Source organism: Candidatus Clostridium radicumherbarum (assembly GCF_045310525.1).
In the GTDB taxonomy this organism is placed as follows: Bacteria; Bacillota; Clostridia; order Clostridiales; family Clostridiaceae; genus Clostridium_AT; species Clostridium_AT radicumherbarum.
In genome coordinates this window covers 204,002-222,270 of sequence record NZ_JBJHZY010000002.1, presented here as the reverse complement: position 1 = coordinate 222,270, position 18,269 = coordinate 204,002, and the positions used below count along the sequence as shown (strand labels likewise).

Annotated in this window: 11 protein-coding genes and 1 other annotated feature; of the genes, 8 read left to right on the top strand and 3 right to left on the bottom strand. The window is 33.4% G+C overall.

All coding sequences use genetic code 11. The features are described 5' to 3' along the window. Positions 1–145: 145 nt before the first annotated feature. From ACJDUH_RS10910 to ACJDUH_RS10895, 4 genes are all read left to right on the top strand, one after another. Positions 146–8,785, top strand: a complete 8,640-nt coding sequence (locus tag ACJDUH_RS10910) for a glycoside hydrolase family 94 protein (protein ID WP_406765227.1) — start codon at positions 146–148, stop codon at positions 8,783–8,785. A gap of 256 nt (positions 8,786–9,041) precedes the next feature. After that, positions 9,042–9,416, top strand: a complete 375-nt coding sequence (locus ACJDUH_RS10905) for a desulfoferrodoxin (RefSeq protein ID WP_406765226.1) — start codon at positions 9,042–9,044, stop codon at positions 9,414–9,416. Between the two features lie 79 nt (positions 9,417–9,495). Next, positions 9,496–9,727 (top strand) — a binding site (T-box leader). 149 nt (positions 9,728–9,876) lie between these two features. Further along, entirely contained in the window at positions 9,877–10,881 is a 1,005-nt protein-coding gene (trpS, locus tag ACJDUH_RS10900; protein ID WP_406765225.1) for a tryptophan--tRNA ligase, read from the top strand. A 241-nt stretch (positions 10,882–11,122) separates the two neighbouring features. Next, positions 11,123–12,559: an MFS transporter gene (locus ACJDUH_RS10895; RefSeq protein WP_406765224.1), complete on the top strand. Its 1,437-nt coding sequence runs from the start codon at positions 11,123–11,125 to the stop codon at positions 12,557–12,559. A 58-nt stretch (positions 12,560–12,617) separates the two neighbouring features. On the opposite strand, the gene yidA is transcribed toward ACJDUH_RS10895, so the two are convergent. Continuing rightward, entirely contained in the window at positions 12,618–13,436 is an 819-nt protein-coding gene (gene yidA / locus ACJDUH_RS10890) for a sugar-phosphatase (RefSeq protein ID WP_406765223.1), read from the bottom strand. A 289-nt stretch (positions 13,437–13,725) separates the two neighbouring features. Here yidA and ACJDUH_RS10885 point away from each other — a divergent pair, with 289 nt between their 5' ends. Further along, a complete protein-coding gene (locus ACJDUH_RS10885; RefSeq protein ID WP_406765222.1) occupies positions 13,726–15,321 on the top strand; it encodes a peptide chain release factor 3 in 1,596 nt (531 codons plus the stop codon). Between the two features lie 142 nt (positions 15,322–15,463). Here ACJDUH_RS10885 and ACJDUH_RS10880 read toward each other — a convergent pair whose 3' ends face one another. Continuing rightward, a complete protein-coding gene (locus ACJDUH_RS10880; RefSeq protein ID WP_406765221.1) occupies positions 15,464–15,619 on the bottom strand; it encodes a DUF5670 family protein in 156 nt (51 codons plus the stop codon). Positions 15,620–15,882: 263 nt separating this feature from the next. Here ACJDUH_RS10880 and ACJDUH_RS10875 point away from each other — a divergent pair, with 263 nt between their 5' ends. Next, a complete protein-coding gene (locus ACJDUH_RS10875) occupies positions 15,883–16,416 on the top strand; it encodes an ECF transporter S component (RefSeq protein WP_406765220.1) in 534 nt (177 codons plus the stop codon). A 102-nt stretch (positions 16,417–16,518) separates the two neighbouring features. Here the strand turns inward: ACJDUH_RS10875 and ACJDUH_RS10870 are convergent, their stop codons facing one another. Further along, complete coding sequence (locus ACJDUH_RS10870; protein WP_406765219.1) at positions 16,519–16,686, bottom strand: zinc-ribbon domain-containing protein; 168 nt, start codon at positions 16,684–16,686, stop codon at positions 16,519–16,521. 326 nt (positions 16,687–17,012) lie between these two features. On the opposite strand from ACJDUH_RS10870, the gene ACJDUH_RS10865 reads away from it, so the two are divergent. Beyond that, positions 17,013–17,504, top strand: a complete 492-nt coding sequence (locus ACJDUH_RS10865; RefSeq protein ID WP_406765218.1) for a YajQ family cyclic di-GMP-binding protein — start codon at positions 17,013–17,015, stop codon at positions 17,502–17,504. Positions 17,505–17,524: 20 nt separating this feature from the next. Further along, on the top strand, positions 17,525–18,202 hold the full coding sequence (locus tag ACJDUH_RS10860) for a DUF554 domain-containing protein (RefSeq protein ID WP_406765217.1): 678 nt from the start codon (positions 17,525–17,527) through the stop codon (positions 18,200–18,202). Positions 18,203–18,269: the final 67 nt, after the last annotated feature.

Sequence of the window (18,269 nt, the reverse complement as noted above, 5' to 3'; positions counted from 1 at the left end):
GTGTCTTTATAATGGGAACTTAAAAAAATGAGCTTCACTATAAAGAAGCATAATAGATTTTACAAAAATCTATTATGCTTCTTCATATTTTTTAATTTTATCGGGCATACTAAGTTTTGCATTAAAAAAGTTAGGAGCTGATGGAATGTTCTATGTTTATACAACAGCAGTAATATTCATAGGGTTGTTTATACTATATATATTAATTAGAAACAGAGATATAGATGAACATAACTTGATGGAAGACGTTCCAACCATTAGTATTAACAAAGAAGAATTAGAAAGACACGCCTTAGAGATTTCTCAATATTATTCCGACGTGTTAAAAAAATCTAATTGCAAAAGAAAGCTTATTAAAAGCTTAGATAAAAGCTATGAACAGATAATTAAGACATATGAATATATAGATAAACAGGTAAAAAATAATAATGAGATAGTTCCTGCCGCTGAATGGATGCTTGATAATCTTTACTTAATAGAAAAAGAATATAAGGATATTAAACATAATATGCCCGCAGCTTATTATAAAGGTCTCCCTATTATTAAGAGAGGTATTATGAAGGGGTATCCGAGAGCCTATCATATTGCTGTGGAGCTTATTTCTCATTCAGATGGAAGGCTGGATGAAGATACTATTGAAGGTTTCATTAATGCCTATCAGAAAAATACTATTTTACTTATGGGTGAACTATGGGCTCTTCCGATAATGATTAGAATTGCACTAATTCAAAATATAAGTAAAATATCTGAAAATATTATTTATACCGAAGAAGAAAAATTAAAAGGTGAATTACTGGCTGACAGACTTATTACTGCAGTTAACTCTGGAAAACTAGAAGAAGAGCTAAACAAACTAGAGGAAAGTGAAATAAGCTTTAATTCCCATTTAACTGAAAGCTTCATTAAGGTTTTAAGAGATAATGGAGTAGATAATTCTGATATATACAGCTGGCTGGATAAAAGGCTTGAAGTTAAGGAAACTACAGCTGAGAAAATCATAAATACTGAACATCAAAAGCAGGCGCATTTTCAAATTTCAATGGGAAATTCAATAACCAGCATCAGAGAAGTTGTAGCTCTCAATTGGTGGGAAATTTTCGAAAGGCTTTCCTTTGTTGAAAAGGAACTCAGAAAGGATCCTTTAGGTACATATGAAGATATGGATTTTGAGTCCAGGGATAATTACAGACATAGAGTTGAAAAAATAGCTAAACACTCAAACAATTCAGAGGCTTATGTAGCTAAAAAGGCTATGGAATGTGCAGAGAAGCCTGAGACTCATGAGGATTATGTAAGGCATGTTGGCTACTATCTTATAGATGAGGGCATAGAGGATTTAAAAAAGTTAATTAATTACAAGGACTGGGGCTTTGGAAGCTTCGGGAGGTTTATTAAGAAAAAGAAAATAAATTTTTATATAGGAAATATAATTCTTTGCACAGTATTGTTATGTTTTCTTGTTATTTTAATAGGAGACTACGAATTAAGGTTACCTATTTATAGCTGGCGCTTTGCTGCAGCATTTTTTGCTGTATTAATACCCTGTAGTGAAATAGTAATTTCAATATTTAATTGGAGCATAAACCATCTAATAACACCAAAGTTTGTACCAAAGCTTGATTTCAAGGAAGGTATTCCTGACAGCAGCAGAACAGTAGTAGTAATTCCTACTTTACTAAGCAGCGTAAAAAGGGTATATGAGCTTATAAATGATATGGAAGTCTATTTTCTTGCAAATCATGAAAAAAATCTATATCTTGCATTACTAGGAGACTTTAAAGATAGTGCGAAAGAACATGAGGAAAATGATAATGAAATAAATGAAGCAGCACTAAAGGCAATAAAGGAATTAAACAGAAAATATGCTGGAGAAAATGGTGATATTTTTTATTTCTTTAATAGATTTAGGCAATTTAATGAAAAAGAGGGTATTTGGCTTGGATATGAGAGAAAACGTGGTAAGCTTATGGAGTTTAATGCTCTTTTAAGAGGTGATAATACAACAAGCTATAATGTTATAAGCGGAGATTTAACTGAACTTTTAAAGGTTAAGTATGTTATTACCTTAGATGCTGATACTAAGCTTACTAGAGATACTGCCAAAAGACTTATTGGTGCTATGAGCCATGTGCTAAACAGGCCTTACATTGATTATGATAAAAAATGCATACTTCGAGGAAATGGTCTTATGCAGCCAAGAATAAGTGTGGGCACCTTAGCTGCTAACAAGACTATGTTTTCTAAGGTCTTTTCTGGAGAAACCGGCATCGACATTTATACAACTGCTGTTTCAGATGTTTATCAAGACCTATTTGGAGAGGGAATCTTCACTGGGAAAGGCATATATGATGTAGATGTATTTAATTTTATGCTAATGGATGAAGTTCCTGATAATACAGTTTTAAGTCATGATTTACTAGAAGGTTCTTATGTGAGAGCGGCACTTGTATCAGATATAGAACTTATGGACGGCTATCCTGCTTTTTATAATTCAAGTTCAATGAGGCTTCACAGATGGGTTAGGGGAGACTGGCAAATATTAAGGTGGATAACAAAGAAATCTCCACTTGATTTACTTTCAAGATGGAAGATTGTTGATAATTTAAGGCGAAGCTTGCTTGCACCTTCAATTATCATTTTAATTATTTTATCCTTTACAATTTTGCCTAAAGGGGAGACATGGAATATTGTCGCTTTTTTAGCTGTACTATGCCCTATACTATTTGATGTTTCAGAATCAGTTGTTTCTCCAATTAAGGGAATAAGTCTGTCTGGAAGGGTAAATACAGGTAAGCTTGCAATTGAACAAGTGTTTTTGATTTTTTGTTTTTTGCCTTATCAGGCCTATTTAATGCTGGATGCCATTATTAGAACTCTATATAGATTATTAATTAGCAAAAAAAAGTTATTAGAATGGCAAACTGCTGCTGATGTGGAAGCTAAACTTGGGAAAAATATGAATAATTTTATTAATTCAATGTGGCCTGGCAGCTTAATTGCAATTATTATAGAAATTTTGGCTTTTAGAGTGTCATTAGAATCTGGACTTTTGACCATACCTTCAACCTTCTTATGGTTTTTAAGTCCTATAATAGCCTACTACATTAGTAAAGAATTAAAAGCAAAAGAATACACTTTAAAGGAAGAAGAGGTAAAGCTTTTAAGAAAGTTAAGCAGAAAAACCTGGGCTTATTTTGAGGACTTTGTAAATGCAGAAAATAATTATTTGGCTCCCGATAATTATCAGGAGGCACCTCCTAATGGGGTGGCACATAGAACCTCACCAACTAATATGGGAATGGGGCTAACCAGCAACTTAGCTGCTTATGATTTAGGTTACATAGGAATAATAGAATTTACTGAAAGACTTGATAACATAATTACAAGTATGGAAAGCCTTAAAGGTTATAAGGGGCATTTTTATAATTGGTATGACACCATAACAAAGGAGCCCCTTTATCCTAGATACGTATCAACAGTTGACAGTGGCAATTTAGTTGGCTATTTATGGGTTACCTCAGAAAGCCTGGGGGAATATGTACATGAACCTGTTATTACTGTGGAAAAAATACAAGGCATAGTGGATAATATTTATCTTTGTGAGGAGGAACTAAAACATAAAAATTTCTATACCGAAATTATTGAGGCTTCAAAGAATATAAATTTAGATTTAATTTCATGGAAAAGGTTTCTCTTAAGTGTTTTAGATAAGATAAATGAGGCTGAAGGCTTAAAGGATTATGAGGGGGCATATTGGACTCCTAAACTTAAAGCTTCCATAAATAATTATCTAAATGAAATTGAAAGATTCTTTCCATGGGCTACAGGTATAAATGATAAAGTGGGGGATCATGGAGAAAATATACTAGCTGATGGCTTAAAGCTTACCGAAAGGCTAATAAGCCTACCAGTCATTGTACCTCTTAATGATATACCATGTGAAATTGATAAGCTTTTTAAAGAAATAAAGGATTCTTCAGATAAAAATAGCAAAGCAAAGATAAGGTCATTATTAGAAAACAGCAAAGAAGAGGCAGTTAAACTCCTTGAAAAAATTAATGCTTTAAAAAGCAGGTTAAATTTAATGGCTGATGGAACTGATTTTAAAATGCTGTATAGTAAAAAAAGACAGCTTTTTTCCATCGGTTATGATGTAGAAAAGGATACCTTGGGAAACTCCTACTATGATTTACTTGCCTCCGAGGCTAGGCAGGCAAGTTTTATAGCTATAGCAAAAGGTGATGTGGAGCAAAAACATTGGTTTAAGCTAAATAGGGCGATGACAATTATGGGAAAGAGTAAGGGACTAGTTTCCTGGAGCGGTACAATGTTCGAATATTTTATGCCTCTTTTAATTATGAAAAACTATCCTGACACCTTATTAAATGAAACTTATTTAGCTGTAATTGAAGGTCAAAAGAACTACTGCAGCAGTAGAAAAATTCCCTGGGGTATATCTGAATCAGCCTTCTATACCTTTGATCCAGCACAAAATTACCAGTATAAAGCCTTTGGTGTTCCAGGAATAGGCTTAAAGAGAGGTTTATCAAATGAGCTTGTGGTTTCACCTTATTCAACAATATTAACTCTGCAAATTGACCTTTTAGGTTCAATGGATAATATTAAAAGGCTCATAACTGAAGGCCTGGAGGGAAGGTATGGCTTTTATGAGGCTGTAGATTACACAAAGGAAAGAATGCCGAATGGAAAAGCTAAAGCCTTAATTAAAAATTTTATGGTGCATCATGAAGGTATGAGCCTTATGTCACTTGATAATGTGCTTAATGGAAACACACTTAGGGAAAGGTTTCATAGAATACCAAATGTTAAAGCTACTGAATTATTGCTGCAAGAAAGAATATCTAATAAGATTGTTTATGATAGAGAACAGCAATTTGATAGCCTTAGTACAAATCATAATAATCATAACATCGCTTTTCGAAGCTTTAAAACTGCTAAAACTGATATGCCGGAAGCACATCTTTTATCAAATGGAAGCTACTCATTAATGATAACTAACAGCGGCAGTGGGTACGGAAAACTTGAAGATATGACAGCATATAGATGGAGAGAGGATGTTACCTTAGATAATACAGGGCTATTTTTCTACATAAAAAATTTGAATTCCAATGAATATTGGAGTTCCTCCTATGAACCTGTTAGAAAGGAGGGTGAAAGCTATGAAGCTGTATTTTCCTTAGATAAGGCAGAGTTTATAAGAAAAGATGGCAGTATAGACACTCATACAGAGATTGCCGTTTCTCAGGAAGATAATGCTGAAGTCAGAAGAATTACACTTACTAATCATAGTCAGCATTCCAGAACCTTGGAAATAACCAGCTACTGTGAAGTTACCTTGGCACCTTTAAATGCTGATATTGTACACCCTACCTTCAGTAATCTTTTTATTAGAACTGAGTATATTGATAATCCCTGCTGCCTAATTGCAAATAGAAGGCCTAGGGCAAAGGGACAAAAGAAGCCTCACTTAGTTCAAACTTGTGCAGTGTTTGGCGAAAGTATTGGAACTGTACAATATGAAACTAACAGAGAAAATTTTTTAGGAAGGTGTAGAAATATAGAAGCTCCTGAGGCCATGGACAATGAAACTGTGCTAAAGAACACAGTTGGTGCCGTTTTAGATCCAATACTAAGCATAAGGAAGAGAGTGAAAATAAAACCTGGAGAAACTGTAAAAGTAGCTTACACTACTGCTGTTTGCGAAACCAGGGAAGAATCTATAGAACTTGCAAAAAAATATAATGAATATAATAATATTAATCGAGTTTTTGAACTTGCTTGGACACAAACACAAGTTGAAATGAATTATCTTGGCATAAAGTCTACTCAAGCCAATTTATATCAGCTGATGGCCTCTAAGATATTATTCTTAAATCCAAATCTTAGAGAAAGAGAAGCTTTTATTAAAAATATTAAAAAAGCTCAGCCAGCCCTATGGCCTTATGGGATATCAGGTGATTTACCTATAGTATTAGTGCTTATTAGAAATGAGGTCGACCTAGATACTATAAAGCAGGTACTGCATGCTCATGAATATTGGAGTATTAAGGGTCTGAAAATAGATATAGTCATTGTTAACATTCAAAATACCATTTATCTTCAGCCACTGCAGGATTCCATTAGAGATATTTTAGCATCAGGGCACCTTAGAGATAAACAAAATAAACCTGGAGGAGTATTTCTGCACAGTAAGACTACAATGGCAGCTGAGGACATCGATTTACTAAGGGCTATAGCTAGACTTGTTATTGATTCTGAAAAAGGAAGCTTGCTTCAGCAAATAAATGGAGCTTCTGAAATTGAAGATGAAATGCAAAAGCTTGTAGTAAAGGAGCAAAGCTATAATATTCTACCCTATAATTATGAGGTGCCGGATTTAATGTTTTTCAACGGACTTGGAGGCTTTAACGTAGAAACTGAGGAATATACAATAATATTAAAGGATTATAAAAATACCCCTGCTCCATGGATAAATGTTATTTCAAATAAGGATTTTGGCTTTCATATAAGTGAAAGTGGAGTAAGTTATACTTGGAATAAAAACAGCAGAGAAAATAAGCTTACAGCCTGGTCCAACGATCCTGTTACAGATCCAATTACTGAAGCAGTATATATTAGGGATGAAGAGACAGGTGATATTTGGGGAATAACACCAAAGCCCAAAAGAGATGAGGGTGAATATATTATTAAACATGGCTTTGGCTACTCTAATTTTGTTCATGAGGCTAAGGGTATTATTGGGGAAATGACAGCTTTTGTACCTCTTTATGAAAGTGTTAAGCTGTGCTTAATAAAGTTAAAAAACAATACTAAGGAGGAAAGGCAGCTTTCGTTAACCTATTATGCTCAGCTTACTTTAGGAGTATATCCTCAGCAGACAGCACAATATATATCTACCTATTTAGAGGAGAATAAGGATTTTATCTATGGTCAAAACCCCTATAGTGAGCATTTTGGAAAGGGCTTTTGCTATTTAAAAATTGCTGGAGGAGAAGAAGTAAGTTTTACTGGAAGCAGAACAGAATTCATGGGAAGGTGTGGAAGCATAGAAAACCCGCAGGCTTTAAGTTATAATGCATTATCAAATAAAGTGGGCTCCGGCTATGACCCATGCCTTACCGCAAATTCTAAGGTAAGGTTAAGTTCAGGTGAGGAAGTTAACTTAGTAATAATGCTAGGTGAACATGAGGATTTAGAACATATAAAAGCTATAACTAAAACTTACGAGGACTTTGAAGTTGCGAGTGGGGAGCTTACTCGCGTAAAGGAATATTGGAAGGAGCTCTTGCACAGGATACAGGTTAAAACGCCGGATAAGACTATGGATCTAATGCTAAATGGGTGGCTAATATATCAAACCTTATCTTGTAGATTTTGGTCTAGAACAGGTTTTTACCAATCTGGCGGTGCCATAGGCTTTAGAGATCAGCTGCAGGATTCCATGGCTCTAGGCTACTTAAAACCTGAAATTACTAAAGAGCAGATTCTTCAGAGCTCTACAAGGCAATTTTTAGAGGGTGATGTACAGCACTGGTGGCACCCAGTAGTTAATAGTGGAATAAGAACTCGATTTTCAGATGACTTATTATGGATGCCTTATGTAACTATTGATTATATTAAGAACACAGGTGATTACAGTATTTTGGATGAAGAAACCACCTATTTAGAAGAAGAACCCTTAAAGGAGGGAGAGGACGAAAGATATAAAGTAACGCTTCCATCAGATAAAAAAGGCAGTATTTATGAGCACTGCATAAAAGCTATAGATGTCTCTCTAAAGTTCGGCATTCACAATATTCCACTTATGGGAAGCGGAGACTGGAATGATGGAATGAGTACTGTTGGGAATAAAGGAAAAGGTGAAAGTGTTTGGCTTGGCTGGTTTCTCTACAGCATTCTTGATGGTTTCAAGGATTTATGCAAATATAAAAAGGATGATGAGAGAGCAGAAAAGTATGATGAAATGCAAAACTTTTTAGCTGTAAATCTAGAAAAAAATGCATGGGACGGAGGCTGGTACAGGAGGGCTTATTTTGATGATGGAACGCCGCTGGGTTCTATGGAAAATGATGAGTGTCAAATTGATTCTCTATCCCAATCCTGGTCAGTAATTTCCGGTGCAGCAAGGCAAGGCCGAAGAGAAGTTGCTATGGAGGCACTAGAAAGAAATTTAGTTAAGGAGGATAAAGGCATTGTACTGCTTTTAACACCAGCCTTTAATAATTCAAAATTAGAACCTGGCTATATAAAGGGTTATGTACCTGGAGTAAGAGAAAACGGCGGCCAATATACCCATGCTGCCACTTGGGTAGCACTTGCCATGGCTAAACTAGGCTATGGGAATAAGGCCTGGAAGATTTATCACATGATAAATCCTATAAATCATACTAAATCCTATCTTGATTGTTTAAGATATAAGGTAGAACCTTATGTTATAACTGCAGACGTATATAACACGGTCGGCCATGAAGGCAGAGGCGGCTGGAGCTGGTATACTGGATCTTCCAGCTGGATGTACAGGGTTGGAATAGAAGGAATACTTGGACTTAAGCTTAAGGGTGATAAGGGCTTTACCATTGAGCCTTCTGTACCAAAGGAATGGAAGGAATATGAACTAAACTTTAAAAAAGACAATTGCAGCTATAACATCCTAGTTAAAAGAGGGGATAAAAATGAATTATATGTGGATGGAAAGCTAATAGAGCAGGAATTAATTCCACATTTTGAAGAAGGGGAACATAAAGTTGAAGTGATAATTAATTGACCCTAAAAGATTATAAAAACTAAATGCATTAAGAAGGCTGAAGCTGAAGTAATTAATATAATGTACTTTCAGGTTTCAGCCCTTTCTTTATATATTCAATGATTAAATAATTTTATATGTGGTATAGTTTACTTGCTTTTTCCAATAAATATAGAAAATTAACAATTTATCTATTGAATAGTGTATATATTATGTATAAAATAGTTATAAACTAAAATATTAAAATTTTCAAAAAATAAAAATTGGAGGGATTTTAATGACAGAGTTAAATCAAATTTACAAATGTGAGATATGTGGAAACATAGTTGAAGTGGTTCATCCTTCAGGCGGAACTTTATCCTGCTGCAATCAGCCAATGAAACTTTTGGTAGAGAACACCACTGAGGCAGCCCTAGAAAAACATATTCCAGTTATTGAAAAGGTAGATGACGGAGTAGTTGTTAAAATCGGTTCTGTAGAGCATCCAATGATAGAAACTCATTATATTGAATGGATTGAAGTTGTTACAGCTAATAAAGTTTATAGAAAATATTTAAAACCAGGTGAAAAGCCTGAGGCATATTTTAAGCTTGAAGAAGATGTTCTATTTGCAAGAGAATACTGTAATCTTCATGGTCTTTGGAAAAAATAATAGGTTATAAATTTTAAAAGATTGTCAAGATTACAATTGACAATCTTTTTATTTAGGCATATCATAAAGTAAATAATATATATTGCCGTTTAAAAAAGAAGTAAGTAGGCTTAAAAACAAATTTAAAGAGAGCTGTGTGGGTGAGATTACAGTAATTATGCTTAAGCTGAATGGGTCTTTTAGGTTGAAGATGAACCTTTAGTAGTCTTTCACGTTAGTCTTACGTTACAAAGGCAGGATATTTTTTGTATCTGTAATGAGGAAAGCATTGCTTTTAAATTAGGTGGTACCGCGTATATTACGCCCTATGGTTGAGAAACTATAGGGCGTTTTTTAAATTAAAAAATTAGAATTAATAAAGAATAAACTTTATGTAAAAAGTTATAAAAAGCTATATTATAAGCTACAATTTGTTGTGTGAAAACAAAGATAATTAATTTAAATTGAGGAGGTTTCTATTGTGGAAGAAAAAAGAAAAGTAATTTTTAGTGGAATTCAACCTTCAGGTGAGTTAACCTTAGGAAATTATATAGGAGCTGTTAAAAACTGGGTAAAGCTTCAAGATGATTATGACTGTTATTTTTGCATAGTTGATTTACATGCTATAACTGTTAAACAGGTACCAAAAGATTTAAGAACAAGAACCTTAGAAGTAATGGCAATATATATTGCTGCTGGAATAAATCCTGAGAAAAATACAATTTTTATTCAATCTCATGTTCCGGCACATAGTGAAGCAGCATGGTTATTAAATTGCAACACCTACATTGGTGAACTTAATCGAATGACACAGTTTAAAGATAAATCTCAAAGATATGGTGAATCTATATCGGCAGGCTTACTTAACTATCCTGTATTAATGGCAGCAGACATATTATTGTACCAAACCGATCTAGTACCAGTTGGAAGCGACCAAAAACAGCATCTTGAAATCGCAAGGGATATAGCACAAAGGTTTAATAATTCCTATAGTGAAACCTTTGTAATTCCAGAGGGTTATATAGCCAAAAATGGAGCTAAAATAATGAGTCTTCAGGATCCACTAAAGAAAATGTCTAAATCAGATGATAATCCTAATGGCTTCATTTTAATTATGGATCCTCCTGAGGTAATTAGAAGGAAAATAAGCAGAGCTGTAACAGACAGCATTGGAGTTGTTAAATACTGTGATGAGCAGCCTGGAGTCAAAAATTTAATTACAATTTTAAGCACAATTACAGGCGAAACAATTGAAGCTATTGAAAAGAAATACGAAGGCCAAGGCTATGCTCAGTTTAAAAAGGATGTAGCAGAAGCAATTGTAGATGAATTAGAACCAATTCAAATTAAGGTAAAAGAGCTGCTATCTAACAAGGAATACCTAGAAAGCATTTATAAAGCTGGAGCAGAAAAAGCTAATTATGTTGCAAGAAAAACCTTATCAAAAATGCAAAAGAAAATAGGCTTTATACCAGTAGCTAGGTAAAATAATATCTATCAGCTTAATCAAAATCTTTAAAGAAACCTTGGTAATATGGTTATTTAATCATATTGCCAAGGTTTTTTAATAGAAATTCAAAAATAATCTTTTTCAAGTTTTTTATTAGTAAATAATGTTGTTTTTATGATATACTTTTTAATGTATTATTTTTATAAAGTTGTATCTTAAGGAAAGATATTAGGGATACTAAGATAAGCATAATATTTTAAGAAAGGTAATTTTGTACATGGAAAATATCGATGAAAAAATTTATAAAAATAGGTGGATAATTCTTTTTAATGTGGTTTTGGTAACCTTTATGGCATGCTTGGATAGCAGCATTGTAAATGTAGCCTTACCTAAAATGTCTGAAAGGCTCAATGTAAGCATGGCATCCATTGAATGGGTTGTGACAAGCTATTTAATTGTCGTATCAGCAAGTATTTTAATTTTTGGAAGACTAGGAGATATTAAAGGCAAAATAAAGGTTTTTAAGTTTGGGATTATAGTATTTACCTTTGGTTCCTTAATGTGTGGAATAACAAGCTCCCTATCATTTTTAGTTGCAGCTAGGGTACTCCAAGGTATTGGAGCTGCAGCTACTATGTCAGCTAATCAAGGAATCATAACTCAAGTTTTCCCAAGTACCGAGAGGGGCAGGGCGTTAGGTATTTCAGGAACCTTTGTAGCCCTTGGAACTATGGTTGGTCCACCCCTTGGAGGCTTTATAGTATCAGCTTTTAGCTGGGAATATATATTTTTAATTAATGTGCCTATAGGTATAATAACCTTTATTATGGGACTTAAGATACTTCCAGGTAAAGGAAAGGCATTAGATGAAAAGTTAGATTTAAAAGGGGCAATATTCTTTGTTATAAGCATAGTTCTGCTTTTTGGATCAATCACTGAAGGGCAAACTTCTGGATATGGTAATCCTTTAATTATAATTGCATTAGTAATTTCAGTGGTAACCTTTATAATGTTTATTTTTATTGAGAGAAGGATTACTGACCCTCTTCTTCAGCTTTCAATATTTGATGATAAGCTTTTTTCCTTAAGTATATTCTGTGGATTTATATCTTTTATAGCAATTAGCTGTACTAATATTATTCAACCCTTTTATTTGCAGGATGCACAAAAATTATCAGCTTCAGTTACAGGAATCTTAATGGCGGTATATCCATTAGTTCTATCCGTTGCCGCACCTGTAAGCGGATATTTATCTGATAAGATAGGGTCAGAGTTCCTGACTTTTTTAGGACTTGTATTTACAAGTTTAGGCTTATTTTTATTATCCAGTTTAACTGCTAATTCCAGTATCTTACTCTTAATTATCTATGTAAGCATAATGTCTGTAGGTAATGGATTATTTCAATCTCCGAACAATTCACTTATAATGTCTACAGTACCAAGAAATAAATTAGGTATTGCTGGAAGCATTAATGCCTTAGTTAGAAATTTAGGCATGGTTGTTGGAATTTCATTTTCTACTACCTTATTATACAATAGAATGAGCAATAAGGCTGGTTATCATGTAGTCAACTATATACAAGGAAGAGATGATATTTTTATCTATGGCATGAAGTGGGTATACATAGGAGCAGGCTTAATTTGTGCCAGTGGTGCACTACTTACAGCCTTTAGATTATATGCTATAAAACAAAGTAAAAAGGCTGCTGCTTAAAATAAAAAATAGTGTTGTTAATGCTTTACACATTTTTAACACTATTTTTATATTTATTTTAGCTTGCCTTTTCATTATTTAAAACAAATTTATCTATAACATGGGCTACACCATTCTCTTCGTTGCTTAAGGTAATATAATCAGCTGCTTTTTTAACTTCAGGGTAGGCATTTCCCATTGCAACTCCTAGACCTGCAAACTGAAGCATATGAATATCGTTACCTGCGTCTCCAATACATATAACCTCATCACTTCTTATTCCTAATTTGTTAGCAAGCAGAGCTACACCATAGCCCTTATTAACCTTTTTATCTAAGAACTCAAGAAAATATGGAGAACTTCTAAGTACTGAATATTTCTCATAAACCTCCTTGGGGAGCTTTGTTATAGCTTCTGTTAAAATTTCTGGATCATCCACCATCATTATTTTAACAATTGTTGTATCGTAAGGTAAATTATTAAAATCAATAACTTCAAGTGGAATGCCGTTAATATCTTTTTCTATTTGACTATAGGGGTTCCACTTGGGTGTTAGGCAGGAATTTTCAGTTAGAATATGAATATTAACCTTTAATTTTTTACTTAGCTCATATAAATAAGAAACATCTTCTAGTTTCATTAGTGTTTTTGCAATAATTTCATTTGTTTTAGTAGCTTGAATTAAGGCTCCATTAAATGCTATAGCGTAATCCTCGTCACGCATTAAATCAAGCTCTTTTAAGTACCTTCTAATTCCATCTATTGGTCTTCCTGATGAAAGAACAATTTTAACTCCTTTAGCTTTGGCTCTATCTATTGCTCTTAAGGTTTCTTTTGAAATAGTTTTATCTTCTCTTAATAATGTGCCATCCATATCTATTGCAATTAATTTATACATTTTATCACCCCTACTATATTGCGCACTAAACAATTAAAAATTGTTTAGACTCCTGTATAAAGTACAATATATTTATTCCATAATTATTATAGCATTCAAACTAAAAAAATGAATGGAATAAACTGTAATGTAAATGTTCACAAGAGGATTTGGTAAAAATTATTTGAAAAGAATTTTAAAAACTGATATAATTTAAGACGTTTGTATATAATAAATATTAAATCTAAGGTCTGCCTTCATACAGACTTTTTGCATATTTAATTTATTAAACAAGAAAGGATGGATATAAATGGCGGACTTTATAAAAGAAATAGAAAGAAGAAGAACCTTTGCGATAATTTCTCACCCAGATGCAGGTAAGACTACACTTACAGAAAAACTCCTTTTATACGGGGGGGCCATAAGAATGGCAGGCTCTGTTAAGGCTAGAAAGGCAGCTAAGCATGCAGTTTCAGACTGGATGGAAATAGAGAAGCAGAGAGGTATTTCAGTAACTTCTTCTGTAATGCAGTTTAATTACGATGGTTATTGTATTAATATACTTGATACTCCAGGACATCAAGACTTCAGTGAAGATACTTATAGAACCCTTATGGCTGCTGATAGTGCTGTAATGGTAATTGATGGTGCAAAGGGAGTAGAAGAGCAGACTAAGAAGCTTTTCCATGTATGCAGCCTTAGGGGTATACCAATTTTCACTTTTATTAATAAGATGGATAGAGAAACTAAAGATCCCTTCGAACTACTAGAGGATATAGAAAATGAACTAGGAATAAAATCCTACCCAGTAAATTGGCCTATTGGTACAGGAGCTGAATTTAAGGGAGTCTATGAAAGAGAAAATAAAATGGTGCAGGCCTTTAATGGTGGAAATCATGGTCAGACTCAGGTAGAATCCTTAGAAGGCAATATAGAAGATGGTGTTTTCAAGGATTTACTTGGAGAAGCCCTTCATAATAAACTAATAGAAGATATAGAGCTGTTAGATATAGCTGGTGATGAGTTTGATGTTCAAAAGGTAAGAAATGGAGAACTTACACCAGTATTCTTCGGAAGTGCTTTAACCAATTTTGGAGTAGAGCCATTTTTGAAGGTATTCCTTGATTTAACATCAGAACCACTTCCAAGACAGTCGGATCAAGGTGAAATAGATGTATTCAGTCCTGAGTTTTCTGCCTTTGTATTTAAAATACAAGCTAATATGAATCCAGCACACAGAGATAGAATAGCTTTTATGAGAATATGCTCAGGAGAATTTAAAAAGGGCATGGAGGTTTACCATGTTCAGGCTGGAAATAAGATAAAGCTGGCGCAGCCTCAGCAATTTTTAGCACAGGATAGGGAAATTGTGGAAGAAGCCTATGCTGGAGACATAATTGGTGTCTTTGATCCTGGAATATTCAGCATTGGAGATACCCTTTGTGAAAATTCAAAAAAATTTAAATTCGAGGGAATTCCAACCTTTGCACCTGAATATTTTGCTAGAGTTAGAACTATTGATACCATGAAGAGAAAACAATTTATTAAAGGTATAACACAAATTGCACAAGAGGGCGCAATACAAGTATTTAAGGAGCTTCACATTGGTATTGAGGAAATCATCGTGGGCGTAGTTGGAGTACTTCAATTTGAAGTGCTTGAATATAGATTAAAGCATGAATACGGTGTAGATATAAAAATGGATAGGCTTTCTTATAAATATATAAGATGGATTGAAAATACTGAAATAGCTCTTGAAGGCCTAAATTTAACTAGTGATACTAAGAAGGTTAAGGATTTTAAAGACAGGAATCTTTTAATATTCCAAAGTGATTGGGCTATAAGCTGGGCTTTAGAGCATAACAAAGGTTTAATACTTTCTGATATTGCAAAGAATAATGAATAAAAACAAAGTACCTATGTCCATGAATAAATCAACTATTTGCTAATGCTTAAGAAAATAATGGATAAAAAAATGAAAGACTCAATGTCTTTCATTTTTTAAATTGATGAAAAACCATTTTTAATAATAAGGTTTTTCTTTTTTATCACACAGATTTTTTTCTGCCAAATATGGCGTCAATAATAAATACTACCGCCGCTACAATTAATAATAGATTTATCATGCTTCCGCCTATTCTGAATATTAGTCCTATAAGCCAGAATAATACTACAAAGCCACCTATCCAGCGCAAAACAGCCATTTAAATTTCCTCCCTTCAGTGGGAAACACGGAGCAATTAAGCCCTCTCGCTCCCGCTCGTAAAACTACTCGTTAAAGCCCATTTAGGGCTTTAAACTCCTTTGTATATAAATAGTATTTACAACAATTCGACTAATTATAACAAAATCTTTATTTTTTTATTATTTGTGTATCCATACACTTTGAAATTAGATTTTTCTGTGTATAATGAAATTAAGATGCATCATATTACTAATATTAATTAAGGACGGGTGGGATTTTGACATGGAAAAGAGCCAAATAAAGTCAAGAATAAAAACTATTGATATCGTACAAGTTGCACTTATGGCAGCTATGGCTTTTGTAGTAACTTATGCTATTGAAATACCAGTAGGTACAAAGGCAGTACTGCACTTAGGAGACACTATTGTATTTGCGGGAGCAATATTACTTGGGAAAAAGAAGGCTGCTTTAGCTGCAGCTCTTGGAATGGGATTATTTGATTTATTATCACCATATGCAATTTGGGCTCCATTTACATTTGTTATAAAGGGTGTTATGGCTTATATAGCAGCTTCTATAGCACTTAGAAATGACTATAATGGAGAAAAACTCTTTAATAACATTCTGGGTTTTATAATTGCAGGACTTTGGATGATACTAGGTTACTATATTGCTGGAGGACTTATTTATGGCAGCTTTGCTGTTGCATTAGGAGATATACCAGGAAATATAATTCAAATAACAGCAGGAATTGTACTTTCAATTCCATTAATTAAGGCTTTGAAAAGAGCTAATATTTTCAAAAACAAACTTTAATTTTCTAAGTAAAATGGCTGTATCAAAATAATCATAATGATTAATTTGATACAGCCATTTTTTATACAAAAATTAAAAGAGAGGTATCTCTACCTCTCTAAATTAGAATCTTCTTTCTCTTTGATTCTTTTCGTTCTTTCTAGCTCTTCTACATTCTGGGCATCTTACTGGATCATTTTCAAATCCTTTTTCCTTATAGAAAGCTTGCTCGCCTTCTGTAAATACAAATTCTTTTCCACAATCTTTGCAAACGATGTTTCTATCTGCCATGTTAAAAATCCTCCTTTAATCATAGGGACTAATTTGTTCATAGATCACATTCCCTTAAAATGATTAAAGGGGTAGAAGTGCCTTGAAAAATTAACCCAAAAATATATGAGCTTTGCTCAATAATAATTATATCACACCAATAATAAAATTCAATATACCTTAAAAGTTATATTATAAAAAATATATACAATTATTAGAAGAAGATAGAAAATATTGGATAATTTTTTTAAATAAATAGATTTTGTTAATTTTAGTTGCTAAACTATGAAAATTTGATTAATATATTTATAGTAACATATGGAAAAAGGAAAGGAAGGTAATTTTTTATGCCAAGTACATATTCATTTGATGTAGTTTCAGAAGTTGATATGCAAGAAGTTGACAATGCTGTTAATCAAGCAAGGAAAGAAATAGAGCAGAGATATGACTTTAAAGGAAGCAAAACAGAAATTGAAGTTAATAATGATGAAATAAAAGTCAGCTCTGATGATGAATTTAGGCTAAAAGCTGTTATTGAAATTTTAAAAGCTAAATTTGTAAAAAGAGGAATATCTCCAAAAGCATTAGATTTGGGCAAAATAGAAAAAGCCACTATGGGTACTGTTAAACAAAATGGAAAGCTTGTAAAAGGAATTTCAAAGGAAAAGGCTAAAGAAATAGTAGCAGAAATTAAAAATAGTAAGCTTAAGGTGCAGGCTCAAATCATGGAAAATCAAGTAAGAGTTTCTGCAAAGGACAAGGATGATTTGCAGGCTATTATAGGTTTACTTAAGGGTAAAGACTTTGGAATTGACATGCAGTTTACAAACTATAGATAAGAAGCAAGGGTCGTGATGGGGTGTTAGGAACTATTGTAAATGCTTTAGCTATTATTGGAGGAAGCCTTGTTGGTTTTATTCTTAAAGGCGGGATTCCAAAGAAAATTAATGAAACAATTATTAAGGGCTTAGCCCTTTGCATTTTGGTAATAGGAATATCAGGAGCCATAAAATCTCAAAATATGCTGGTGGTAATCTGTTCTATAGTTATAGGGGCACTTATTGGTGAAGCCATTGATATAGATGCAAGATTATTTAAATTAGGAGATTCAATAGAACGCAAGCTTCAAGGAAAAGGCGGGAAAATTTCTGAAGGCTTTGTAACAGCAAGTTTAGTTTATTGCGTTGGAGCTATGGCCATTGTTGGTTCCTTAAACAGCGGCTTAAAGGGAGATCATAGTATACTCTTTACAAAGTCTGTGCTGGACGGTATTTCAGCAATAATGTTTACTTCTACTTTAGGAATTGGAGTAGCTTTATCGGCAATTCCAGTCTTTTTATACCAAGGAATTATAACAATTGGAGCTTCCTATTTACAAGGCATTTTAACGCAGACAGCTATAATAACTGAAATTTCTGCAGTGGGAAGTGTGCTCATAATGGGACTTGGCTTTAACATGCTTGGACTAACAAAAATAAAGGTTGCAAATTTTCTTCCAGCAGTAATTATTCCGATAATTTATTTTTTGATTTTTTAGATTTTGCTATAAATATACTAAGCCCCACATTTTTTTATAAAAAATATGGGGCTTATCAACATCTGAG

What these genes read in the sequence shown, in the direction of transcription:
- ACJDUH_RS10910 (WP_406765227.1), top strand. Translation starts at nt 146, where the DNA reads ATGTTCTATGTTTATACAACAGCAGTAATATTCATAGGGTTGTTTATA.
- ACJDUH_RS10905 (WP_406765226.1), top strand. Translation starts at nt 9,042, where the DNA reads ATGACAGAGTTAAATCAAATTTACAAATGTGAGATATGTGGAAACATA.
- ACJDUH_RS10895 (WP_406765224.1), top strand. Translation starts at nt 11,123, where the DNA reads ATGGAAAATATCGATGAAAAAATTTATAAAAATAGGTGGATAATTCTT.
- yidA (WP_406765223.1), bottom strand. Translation starts at nt 13,436, where the DNA reads ATGTATAAATTAATTGCAATAGATATGGATGGCACATTATTAAGAGAA.
- ACJDUH_RS10885 (WP_406765222.1), top strand. Translation starts at nt 13,726, where the DNA reads ATGGCGGACTTTATAAAAGAAATAGAAAGAAGAAGAACCTTTGCGATA.
- ACJDUH_RS10880 (WP_406765221.1), bottom strand. Translation starts at nt 15,619, where the DNA reads ATGGCTGTTTTGCGCTGGATAGGTGGCTTTGTAGTATTATTCTGGCTT.
- ACJDUH_RS10875 (WP_406765220.1), top strand. Translation starts at nt 15,883, where the DNA reads ATGGAAAAGAGCCAAATAAAGTCAAGAATAAAAACTATTGATATCGTA.
- ACJDUH_RS10870 (WP_406765219.1), bottom strand. Translation starts at nt 16,686, where the DNA reads ATGGCAGATAGAAACATCGTTTGCAAAGATTGTGGAAAAGAATTTGTA.
- ACJDUH_RS10865 (WP_406765218.1), top strand. Translation starts at nt 17,013, where the DNA reads ATGCCAAGTACATATTCATTTGATGTAGTTTCAGAAGTTGATATGCAA.